The 11,512-nt window shown below is 59.9% G+C and carries 6 protein-coding genes; all 6 read left to right on the top strand.

What is annotated here, in order from left to right; all coding sequences use genetic code 11:
- Positions 1-7: 7 nt before the first annotated feature.
- The 6 genes from FHT09_RS16010 (at position 8) to FHT09_RS15985 (ending at position 11,431) form a co-directional block, all read left to right on the top strand.
- A complete protein-coding gene (locus FHT09_RS16010; protein WP_104607468.1) occupies positions 8-985 on the top strand; it encodes a pectinesterase family protein in 978 nt (325 codons plus the stop codon).
- The gene (gene pelA, locus FHT09_RS16005) at positions 985-2,013 is read left to right on the top strand and encodes a pectate lyase (protein ID WP_052767964.1); all 1,029 of its coding nucleotides are present in this window, start codon (positions 985-987) and stop codon (positions 2,011-2,013) included. Before FHT09_RS16010 ends, pelA begins: the two co-directional genes overlap by 1 nt.
- A gap of 61 nt (positions 2,014-2,074) precedes the next feature.
- On the top strand, positions 2,075-5,941 hold the full coding sequence (locus FHT09_RS16000; protein ID WP_104607469.1) for a LamG-like jellyroll fold domain-containing protein: 3,867 nt from the start codon (positions 2,075-2,077) through the stop codon (positions 5,939-5,941).
- 349 nt (positions 5,942-6,290) lie between these two features.
- Positions 6,291-6,914: a hypothetical protein gene (locus tag FHT09_RS15995; protein ID WP_146096607.1), complete on the top strand. Its 624-nt coding sequence runs from the start codon at positions 6,291-6,293 to the stop codon at positions 6,912-6,914.
- A 912-nt stretch (positions 6,915-7,826) separates the two neighbouring features.
- Positions 7,827-10,463, top strand: coding sequence for an AAA family ATPase (locus FHT09_RS15990; RefSeq protein ID WP_104607574.1), 2,637 nt, complete (start codon positions 7,827-7,829; stop codon positions 10,461-10,463).
- A 77-nt stretch (positions 10,464-10,540) separates the two neighbouring features.
- Positions 10,541-11,431, top strand: a complete 891-nt coding sequence (locus tag FHT09_RS15985) for a hypothetical protein (RefSeq protein ID WP_104607603.1) — start codon at positions 10,541-10,543, stop codon at positions 11,429-11,431.
- The last annotated feature ends 81 nt before the right edge of the window (positions 11,432-11,512 follow it).

Genomic DNA, 11,512 nt, shown 5'->3' with positions numbered 1-11,512 from the left:
GAGCGACATGCAAGTGCATCGCAGAACCGTCTTACGTCAGTTGGCTGCCACCGCGTTGGTGGCCGTGGCAGGCCTGTGCAGCAACGCCGCCATTGCTGCCGACCCGGTCTACACCGTGGCCAAGCAAGGCAGCGCCGGCTACCGCACCGTGCAGGCCGCCATCGATGCGGCCGTGCAGGGCGGCAAGCGCGCGCAGATCAACATCGGCGCCGGCACCTACCAGGAACTGATCGTGGTGCCGTCCAACGCACCGGCGCTCAAGCTCACCGGCGCCGGCGCCACCCAGACCATCATCACCTACGACAACTACGCCTCACGCATCAATCCGGCCACCGGTACCGAGTACGGCACCTCCGGCTCGTCCAGCGTCATCATCGCCGGCAACGACTTCACTGCCGAGCAACTGAGCTTCGGCAATCACGCCGGCCCGGTCGGGCAGGCGGTGGCGGTGCGTGTGGATGGCGACCGCGCCGCATTCCGCAATGTGCGCTTTCTGGGCTACCAGGACACGCTGTACCTGCGCGGCGCCAAGCTGTCCTACTTTCTCGACTGCTATGTCGAAGGCACCGTGGACTTCGTGTTCGGCGCCGGCACCGCGCTGTTCGAGAACGTGCAACTGCACTCGCTGGGCGACGGCTATCTCACCGCCGCCTCCACCCCGCAGGAGAGCGCACGCGGCTTCGTGTTCCGCAATGCGCGCGTCACCGCTGCCAGCGGCGTGAGCCGCGTGTTCCTGGGCCGGCCGTGGCGGCCGTATGCCAGCGTCAGCTTCATCGGCAGCCAGCTGGGCGCACACATCCTGCCCGAGGGCTGGAACAACTGGGGCAACGCCGCCAACGAGGCCACCGCCCGCTACAGCGAATACCAGAGCAGCGGCGCCGGCGCCAACCCGTCGCGCCGCGTGAAGTGGTCGCGCCAGCTCACTGCTGCGCAGGCCGCCGCGCTGGACCGCAACACCATCCTCGGCAGCTGGAGGCCGTTCTGATGCGCAAGCTCACGACATTCGCCCTCGCCACCGCGCTGCTGCTGGCACCGCTGTCCGCACTGGCCGACAAGATCGCCGACAACATGCTGTTGCTGCAGACCGCCTCCGGTGGCTGGTCCAAGCAGTACAAGGGCGTCGCCGTCGACTACAACCGCACCTTCACCGCTGCGGAAATCGCCGAGCTGCAGCAACCCGGGCGCAAGGACGACGCCACCATCGACAACAAGGCCACCACCTACGAGATCGGCTACCTCTCCACCCTCTACAAGACCGAGAAGAACGCCAAGTACGTGGCTGCCGCCAAGCGCGGCGTGGACTATCTGCTCACCGCGCAATACGCCAACGGCGGCTGGCCGCAGTTCTACCCGGACCTGTCGTCCTACCATCACCAGATCACCTACAACGACGACGCGATGGTGCGCGTGCTCAACCTGCTGCAGGACATCAGCGAGGGCAAGGGCGACACCGGTGCGCTGCTGCGTGCCAGCCACGGTGCACGCGCCCGCCAGGCGGTGACCAAGGGACTGGAATGCGTGCTCGCCACCCAGGTCAAGATCGGCGGCACGCTCACCATCTGGGGCGCGCAGTACGACGAGGTCACGCTCAAGCCGGCCAAGGCACGCGCGTATGAGCTGGCGTCGCTGGCCTCCAGCGAGTCGGTCAGCATCGTGCGCTTTCTGATGCGCCAGCCCAACCCGTCCGCGCAGATCAAGACCGCGGTCGAGGCCGCTGCGCGCTGGTTCGACACCCACCGCATGCGCGACCTGGCCACCAAGAAGATCGACGACCCCACCCAGGAAACCGGGCAGGACGTGATCCTCGTCGCGCAACCGGGTGCGTCACTATGGGCACGCTTCTACGACCTGCAGAATCAACGCCCGCTCTATGCCAACCGCGACGGCAAGGCCTTGACCGAGTACATGCAGGTGCCCAACGAGCGCCGCGTCGGTTATGCCTGGCACGGCACCTGGCCGGACAAGCTGTTGAAGGACGACATTCCCAAGTGGCGCACCGCCAACGGTCTGTAAGTGCGTCGTCGCCACCGCGTGCAAGCGCGCGGTGGCTGTTTTACGTTTTGGAATTGACGAGGTGAGCGTGTCGAAGTTCTTGTTGGGAATGCTGTGCCTGATCGCGCTGCCGGTGAGCGCGGCCACCACCACCGCGCCGGAGCTGTTGTTCCGGGTGTCGGCCGACCGCGACCTGCAGGCCGATGTGGCCCGCGGCGACGGCGTGCCCAACTTCCGCGACAAGATCACATTGGTGCCCACCGGCAAACGCGGCAACGCCATCGAATGGGCCGACGACGGCGTGCTGTCGTGGAATGCGCCCGGCAACCTCTACACCCAGCGCGGCACGCTCGGCTTCTTCTGGCGCGCGCGTTATCCCGTTGGCGAAGCGCCGTTCGTGATCTTCCGCGTCGGCTACGCCGACCACACCAGTTGGGACATGGCCTGGCTGCGCATCGACTGGAATGGCCACGGTTTCGATGCCTTCGTCACCGACGCCAACCTCGCGCGCACCCGCGTCTCCTTCAAGCTGGACAAGAATCCTGCCGCCAGCGACTGGACCCACATTGCGTTTGCCTGGGACGAAAACCGCGGCGTGCGCCTGTATGTCGATGGCAAGGAAGCCGCACGCGTGGACTGCGGTGCGCCCTGCGCCAACGGCGGCGCGCTCGACTTCGACGCCGCGCTCGACCAGTTCGGCCTGGCCGGCCGCGTGATGTCACCGCACCAGGTGCAGAGCCGCTACAACTTTTTGCGCGGCAGCGACTTCGACGAGATCCGCATCTACGACCGCATGCTCGACGCCAGCGGCGCCGCCGCGCTCGCACGCCTGCAGGAGCCCGCCACCGCCGAGCTGGCCACACCGGCATCGCAACACGCCGCCTTCCTGCACCGTTACGGCTGGGACAACGGCCACGCACCGCCTGCACTCACCGCACCGGTCACCCGCATCCGCAAGGTGGAGTTCACCGACGCGCGCGACCTCAAGCAATGGATGTGGAAGGCCACCGACGGCATCGCCGAAACCACCTGGCCCGGCGTCTACAACCGCTCGCGCCTGCCGGGGCGCGACGACTACTTCCAGCTGCCGGACTGGAACACCTATGTCGAAGGCGGCAAGGCGCTGGATCTCACCCTGCCGGACGAGCCGGTCAACCGCATCGAGCTGCGCGGCGCCGCCTACGGCCAGGCCACATACGCCGCGCCCAACGCGCAGCCGCAGCCGCTGTTCGCGCGCAGCCAGGGCGTGGTGCGCAGCGTGGACCAGTTCCCCGCGCGCCGCGGCGGCACCCTGCGCTTTGCCAACACCGCGCAGGAAACCCCCATCCAGGAAATCTGGGCCTACAACGTGCAGCCGGGCGAGGTGCCCAAAGGCAGCGCGCAACTCAGCTACACCGTGCGCAGCGACATCCAGCCCGACTACGACAACCTCGCCCCCTTGCGCGATGTCATCGCCGGCCGCTACCCGCCAGGCGAGCGCCAGACCGTCATCGCGCTGCCTACCAAGGCACCCGCACGCAAGCGCCCCAGTGACAAGACCGCAGCAAGCGCGCAGCAACCCATCGTGCACATCCTGGTGCCGTCCAGCCTGGGCGACCCGCCGCCGGACCAGGCGCTGATGCGCAGCTGGTCCTACGGCTGGGAGAACATGCACGACGGCCTGGACGGCATCGCCATCACCCTGCCGGCGCTCAACCTGCCGGCCACCCACAACGGCAGCATCCCGCTCAACATCCGCATCAAGGACCCCATCTGGCCCGCGCGCGACATGATCGATGTCTCGGTCGCGGTCACTCCTGGTCAGGCCCGCACGCTGTGGCTGGACCTGCGCGACAGAATCCTCAGCAACGACAGCCTGATGCTCAGCATCGCCGCCGCCGCGCCCGGCTTCAACGCCAACGCACTCGACGGCACCCAGCTGCAACTGGTGTTCAAGCCGCGCGCCGAGGCCATCAAGGAGCACGTCGCCGACCGCTTCAACCAGGTCAAGGACAACTGGGGCTTCCTGGTCGAAGAGCACACCACCTCCAAGCGCCAGCTGCTCTACAAGCGCCTGGACGCCGACATCACCGACCTGCTGCACGTTGACCCGGACCACGCCCTCGGCCGCCAGTACTGGAACGACATCAGCTACGCCAACCAGGGCGCGTTGCCCGTGGAGATGCCCAGCGTGCCCAAGGGCGTGCCCGCCTGGGCGTTCTGGCAGCTGCAAGACCTCAGCGCCACCCGCCGCTACATCCGCTGGTGGATCGAGCAGCGCCAGGTGGCCTATGGCGATTTCGGTGGCGGCATCTCCGACGACTCGGACCTGGTGCAGCAATGGCCCGGCGTCGCCCTGATGGGTGTGGACCCGGACATGCTCAACGCCTCGATGCTCGCGCTGTCCGATGCCAACTACCGCAACGGCATGTTCACCAACGGCCTGTCCACCATCGAAACCGACGAGCTGCATTCCTACGAGGAGGGCATCAACCTCAACAGCGCCCTGCTGTACCTCAACTGGGGCGACCCGCGCACCGTCGAGCGCCTGATGCAAACCGTCAAAGCCTTCGACACGATCATCCAGGTCAACCCGCAAGGCCACCTGCTGTTTGCCAGCAACTGGTTCGGCGGCCGCAAGGTGTACCGCGAGCCCAACTGGCAATGGCAAAAACCGTACTCCTTCCCCATCGTGCACCCGGCCATCCTGCTGGGCGGCTATAACGCCGACCCCAACAGCCGCCGCATCGTCACCGGCCTGGCAGACGCCTATCTCGCCCACGCCTACACCAACGCCAAGGGCAACTGGGCGCTACCCAACGAGATCAACTGGCAAACCGGCAAAACCCGCGGCGGTGAACTGTTCGAAGGCAGCGGCGGCGCCGACACCTTGCACACCTTCTGGGCTGCCTACCGCTTCACCGGCGAGCAGCGCTATCTCAAGCCCATCGACTACCGCGTGGCCAACAGCGGCCCCAACGGCCTGTCGCTGCTCAACGAAAACTTCCTCGACGTCATGGGCAAGCGCAGCGACTGGAGCGGCAAGCTCATTGATGCCGCAAACAAGGACGACGGCAGCGCCCCGGACTTCCCGCACCATGTGGCCTGGGAGCAAACCGGCAACCTCGAGTATCTCGCCGCCATTTACCGCAGTGAGGCACGCGAGAAACTGCAGAACTTCTACATGAACACCGAAGGCCACTGGTGGAGCGACCGCGTGGAATCTCCCACCGTCAATCTGCAACGCGCACGCCTGGGCGGCGTGGCGCTCAAGCGCAATCAAACCTACCCCGGGCACACCGTGAGCTGGCGCTTCAACGACCCGGAGGCCGCCACCCAAGTGGCCATCGCCATCCCCGCACCCCAGCAAGACCGCTTCACCGTCATCGCCTACAACACCTCAAACAAGACTCAACGCGCCAGCATGACCGGCTGGAACGTCGCCCCGGGCCAATGGCGCATCACCCAGGGCGTGAGCAAGGCCAATGACGGCAAGCTCGACAGAAACGCCAAGACGCAAGAGGTCGCTTTCGAAAAAAGCGCGGCCATCGACATCGACTTCCCCGCAGGCCGCACCACCGTCCTGCAGCTCGAACGCATTGCAGAAAGCAGCCCGGTCGAGCTACGCCCGGACCTGGGCATCGGCCACGACGACGTGCGTGTGACTGCCGATGCCATTGAAGTGACCGTGCATAGCCTCGGCCATGCGGATGCGCCGGCTGGGTTTGTGGTGCTGGAGGATGCGCGTGGGAAGGAGCTGGCCAGAGCGGCGTTTCCGGCACTCGCGGCACCACGCGATCTGCAGCCAATCACCACGCAGGTACGCCTGCCGCTAACCAACGCGGCAAATCTAAAAGCCGCGCAACTGCGTGTGGTGACCGAAGGCAACGCCCCGGAGATTACCGACCTCAACAATAATCTCGCTCTACCCGTGCCGACCAAGCCGGCAACCGCAAAAAACAGCCAATAACCCGAGACACAAGCTCTTCTCCCGCGCGCGGGAGAAGGTGCCCGCAGGGCGGATCAGGGCAAAGCCGATAAAGCCAGCGATCAGTCGCGTAAGCGCATTGACGCAACCCAAAAACTCGGCGAGGATCAAGGCACGCAGTATGTAACGCAGCCGCAAAGCCACAAATTTCTTCAGGGGGAAGAAACAATGTTGAGCAAGGCATGGGGCATCGTGGCACTTAGTGTGGCCGCAGTAGGAATGCGGTTGAAAAGCGATGAGCTTCAACCACTTGTAGCGATTGACCGCAGTCAGGCAGTCGCCGAGGATCAGGTTACGCCGCGCTTAGGCGGTTCAATAGTAGTTAGTTCTCATGAAAGATAAACGGCTATCTGAAAGATTGATCTACCTCGACTCTGAGTTCGTATCGAGATTGTACGAATCAGAGTTTGATTACTCGCCAAAAACTCAAATTACGCGCACTGAGGGAATTCAAGCATCGGCATCTATCGCCTTTCTTTCAGGCGGCGGCAACTCCAGTGAGAGCAGAAGTTACAGTATTTCAAGCCTGGAGATGTTGGATAAGCTTCACAACCGCCTTATTAAGTACCCAGATTTCGCGACGCTCGATTACAAAATGGACTCACCGTCGACGTATTGCTGGATTGAGGGTGCTCTTGGAATCAGCAAGATCAAAGTAACGAGGACAAAGCAAACAATCACGCTCATTGGGAAATCAAATCCAAACAAGAGCGAAAAAAGTGAAGAACTCGTTGGAGAAGAAGCATTCTTTAGCTTCAAAAGCGGCGATGCCAAATTCGCTCTATCACCGACAGATCAATACTTCATGTCTGGGATTGCTGCGTTTAAGGGTCTCACACATCTGTTAGTCGATAGGCTATCTCTTCCTAGCCGCGCATTGGTTCGTGTTTTTTCAGCAAACACTTCGTTCGGTGAATGGATTGCAACACCTCTAGTAATCTACGACACGGAATGATTGCTAACAATTCATTCAAGCCGACGCCGCTTAGCGGCGCGGCTTAATCCAGGCATTAGGTCTCTTAGGAAGAATTATGTCGACTGCCTTCGGTTTTACAACATTGACTGATGCGGCTGGTGTAACTGCGTGTTGCCGATCTTTAGGAGCACACCTTGCAGCAAAGCTCGAAAGCTTTTCGTCTGATGAGCGCACGCTTACCGATGAACTCTGCGACATGCTATGTATTTGGCTCAATCATTCTCCCCCAGCTGGTCCACCTTTCGTCATACATCTAAAAAAGACTACAGCCAAGCAAGAAAAGAAAAACGGAGCTGATCTCCGCCTAGTTGTCCAATCCCCGGAAGGACTAAAAGACTGCCTCTTTCAGGCTAAGGTTCTTGACCCTGCGACAGGAAAGCTCCGGTGCGCGACCCCTGGTGGTTATGCATCACTCCGCAAACAGCTTATTAAGGCGAGAAACACTTGTGGGGATCTAGCCTTCCTTCTCGTGTATGTGCCCTCACAGCATCTTGATGGGGCACAACATGGCTATTCCAGCTGGGAACAAGGGTTCTGTGTGAGCTCTACACCTGGACAATCCTCTATGTATGGCGCTACCGCCATACCGGTCAACTCGCTACTCGACGATGCAAATGCTTGGACTGATCCTGTAAACAAAGTACCGCACCTCAAAGGAGTATTTCCTAACGGAATTGCATTCTCAGATGTCTTGCTTGAACTGCTTGTTTGTTTTCGCGGGCAATGGAGAAAAATTGGGCAAGGTGACCCACGACGTGATGCTCGGCCACATAATTTCTTGACGTTAGATATAAAGATCACACCGGAGACTTCTTGGGAGTCGATACGTGAGAGCGCAGCTCAGGCTCTTAGGCGAGAGACCTAACAAAATAAAATTAACAGGGGGCTGTTATGAGTATTTTGCAAGAGATTTTCAAATGGACGACGACGCTTCCATCTTGGCAAAGTGATGCGGTTGGACGTCTTCTGACGAAGGTAGATCTCGATTACAGCGATGACGACGATCTGCTTGCGATGCTTTATTCAGAAAATGGAATTCCCGACCCTGAAGGACGGATTTCTAAGCCTTTGTCACAGGACCAAGTACCCGCCGCTGCTGTTACAGGAGATGTCGTGCTGCTTCATACGATGAAGCACCTGCACCACGTCAATGCCATTGCGTCAGATCAGTCGGTCATGATGGCGCCTTCCGGTGTCACTGTGATCTACGGCGACAACGGCTCGGGAAAGTCTGGCTATTCGCGAGTGTTGAAGCGCGCATGTCGTGCACGGGATCAATCAGAGCCAATCCATCCCAACGCGAATCTGCCGGCCAGTCAAGGCGGGGTTGCCCAAGCCACGTTTGAGATCTCGGTGAACGGGGCTAACCAAGAGATCGTCTGGCGGCTCGATGCGGCACCACCTGCTGAACTGTCTTCCATTGCAGTGTTCGACGCGCGCTGCGCGAAATCGTATCTGGAACAGGAGAATGATTTCTCCTATGTCCCTTACGGTTTGGATGTCTTTGGTTCACTCGCGCGTCTGAGTCAACGGCTTAAGTTGAAGGTCGACCAGCAGATCCTGGCAGGCGCAGTTGACCTCGGTGCGTTTGCTTACCTGCGCGGAGAGACAGCAGTTGGCAAGCAGATCGCGGCGCTCACAGCCAAGTCGAAGCCGGAGGCAATTGAGTCACTTGCCACACTTAGTGCCGCAGAGCTATCGCGGCGAGCGGAGCTTGGGACGAGTCTCAAGGAGAACAATCCCAAGGAGAAAGCCCAAGCGCTGCGCATTCGCGCGCGTCGTTGGGCGGTGCTTGCGACCAAGGTCGCAGAGCAGGAAGCTCGCGTCAGCGATGAGGCGCTGGCTGTGGTTCGCCAAGCAGCTGATGAGTATCGGACTGCCAAAGCTGCTGCTGAGCTTGCCGCGCAACTTCATAGCGAAGGCGAGAGCCTCTTGCCAGGCACGGGCGGCGATGTGTGGCGCGAGCTATACGAGGCGGCCAAACGATTCTCAGTGCAAGTCGACCCAGGCAAGACCATTGTCGATCTCACGCCGGAAGATGCTTGTCTTCTTTGCCAGCAGCCTTTGCAAGAGGGAGCTGCACGGATGCATCGCTTCGAAGCGTTCGTTCAAGCCGAAGCAGAAAAGATTCATACCGCCAAAAAGGCGGCGTTAGCCGTTGTCTACGTCCCCGTGACCAAGCAACCCATCGCCTTTGGTTTGGACGAGGCGCTTCTTTTGGCGCTTCGTTCGGAAGATGAGGGGATTGCCGAAGACTTATCTACCCATGAGACGGCGCTTCTGGATCGACAGCAATCAATCCGGAAAGCAGCTGAGAGCAATGATTGGAGTGTCGTGCTGTCTCTCGCTACTAGTTTCAGCCAGCGACTCTCCCAGCTATCGGTCCAGCTTGATCTTTCGGCGAAAGCATTGGAAGAAGCATCTGACGAGGCTGCACGCAAGGCAATGCAATCAGAGCTCGGGGAACTTGACGCCAGGGCTCAGCTCGGCTTGGTCAAGGACGCGGTGTTGTCAGCCGTGGACAAACTTGCTCATTTGGCAAGACTGAACGCCTGTCTACCTGCACTTCGTACAAACGGCATATCAACAAAGGCGTCTGAGCTGGCTGAAAAGGTCGTGTCCCAAGAGCTAGCTGATGCGCTCAATCGCGAATTCGCAGTGCTCAAAGTCAATGCCTTGCGGGTCAGTACGCAAAGTCGCTCCGAACGCGGTAAGCCACTTCATCGGCTTCGCCTTGAGCTTCCCCAATCGCGTACACCCTCGGAGATATTAAGCGAAGGCGAACAGCGAGCCATCGCCATTGCGTCCTTTTTGGCAGAGATCTCTTTGAATGGGCAAACGAGCGGCATCATCTTCGATGATCCGGTCTGCTCGCTCGACCACAGGCGGCGCGAGCTCGTCGCAAAGCGTCTGGTTCAAGAGGCGGCGAAGAGGCAGGTCATCGTTTTTACTCATGACCTCTACTTCCTAAAGCTCCTTGCAGACGACGGCAAGCGCTTGGGCGTAAGTGTCCAGACCCAAAGCGTGAGCAGGCAGCAGCAAGGGTTCGGCGTGACCAGCGCTGATCTCCCATTTGAAGGCAAGACGAGCAGTCAACGGGTGGGCGTCGTGAAGAACATACAAGTCCTCGCTGCCAAGGCTCACAGCCAGAACGACCAAGCGAACTATGAGATGCATACGGTTAGGGCGTACACCTTGCTGAGGCTCGCTTGGGAGCGGTCCGTCGAAGAAGTGCTGCTTCGCAATGTAGTCATTCGCTTCCGTAAGAGTGTCGACACACAGCGCCTATCGGGAGTTACGGTCTCAGATGGGGACTACGCGCGAGTGAATGACGGCATGACTAAATGCTCGAACTACGCCCATGACCGCCCGGAAATCGCAGGGGTAGCATTGCCGGATCCAGACGAACTTCTGGCAGATATCCTCGCTTTTGACAGCTTTATCAAAGAGGTGAATGCGCGTTCTGTTGCAACCGAAGTAGTTCGTAAAAAGGGGCCGGCAGCGGCTGTCGCTGTCGCTGTCGCGTAACCTCTGAAGAACGGGGTCAGGTTTACTTAAAAAGTCCACCTGACCCACTCTCCTGGTTATTACATAGAGATTAGCGCATGCCTAAGCAAGTGAGAGGTCTTTCAATCTACCGAAGCACAATCGGACGACTGCCACAGTTTCGCCTGCTCAGCGCACCGCTAACTGATGTCCAAGCGGCGCTGCTGGGATTTGGCGATATCCCGCCCGCGGGTGCATCCATTGTGCCCAGCGCCGATGGGCCGGCTACGTTCTTTAATGCACGTGGAAAAGAGATCATCAGGAAAGACCTTCCGATGATCAGTAAGTCTCGAACGATCAACACCTCATGGAAAGACTGGCACGGGCGGACGCATCACGGCACACAGACGAGATCGTATGACACCTATCCTAGGGAATATATCGCTCCACCTGGTGAGTTCTTGACGGCAGTACTAACTGTTGGCGGCATCGCAATGGCCACAAGGGTCATTGACCGGACGGAGCCAGAAGATGGCATCGCCAATCTCCTCAATATCTACTTAGAATGCTTCCCGCACTTTGAGATCGTTAATCCAACCCTTGCGGTGCCGGTCAGGGTTCAAAAGATCAACTGGCGCATTCTTCCACCTGGAGCCTTCCCATTCGATAGAGCGATTCTAGCCTTGGAGGGCTACCTGGCGCGGCTATCGGAAAGCGTTCGCGAAGCTGCGACCAATCGCATCCGGACTATCACTCGGCACGAGCCCGACTTCATGGCGGTGGGGGTAGGTGGATTTAGCGAGTACATCGTCTTCGGATTCACGCGCAGGCGCCGATATGTCTTCGAGAGTCCGGAGTCAGGCAACGCGACCTACATTTTTAGGAACGAGTGGGAGGCGGTTTCTCAACTGACCAAACGCGAGATCCTTCAAGAACAGCTGCAAGAGACGCGGATCATTCACACTTCGCGTTGGGCTGTAGAGGTGTCAGAGGCTATCCAACGGCAGTGAGTCTTTCAAACGAATTTTCGAGCGAATAACGGGATCAGGTTGAATTAAAATCCGATGTGATCGCCGCAGTTACGAAGCGGC

The organism is Xanthomonas sp. CFBP 8152, assembly GCF_014199025.1.
Classification (GTDB): domain Bacteria; phylum Pseudomonadota; class Gammaproteobacteria; order Xanthomonadales; family Xanthomonadaceae; genus Xanthomonas; species Xanthomonas arboricola_B.
Note: the sequence above shows the minus strand (reverse complement) of the source record. Positions and strands in the feature narration are given on the sequence as shown.

What these genes read in the sequence shown, in the direction of transcription:
- FHT09_RS15985 (WP_104607603.1), top strand. Translation starts at nt 10,541, where the DNA reads ATGCCTAAGCAAGTGAGAGGTCTTTCAATCTACCGAAGCACAATCGGA.
- pelA (WP_052767964.1), top strand. Translation starts at nt 985, where the DNA reads ATGCGCAAGCTCACGACATTCGCCCTCGCCACCGCGCTGCTGCTGGCA.
- FHT09_RS15995 (WP_146096607.1), top strand. Translation starts at nt 6,291, where the DNA reads ATGAAAGATAAACGGCTATCTGAAAGATTGATCTACCTCGACTCTGAG.
- FHT09_RS16010 (WP_104607468.1), top strand. Translation starts at nt 8, where the DNA reads ATGCAAGTGCATCGCAGAACCGTCTTACGTCAGTTGGCTGCCACCGCG.
- FHT09_RS15990 (WP_104607574.1), top strand. Translation starts at nt 7,827, where the DNA reads ATGAGTATTTTGCAAGAGATTTTCAAATGGACGACGACGCTTCCATCT.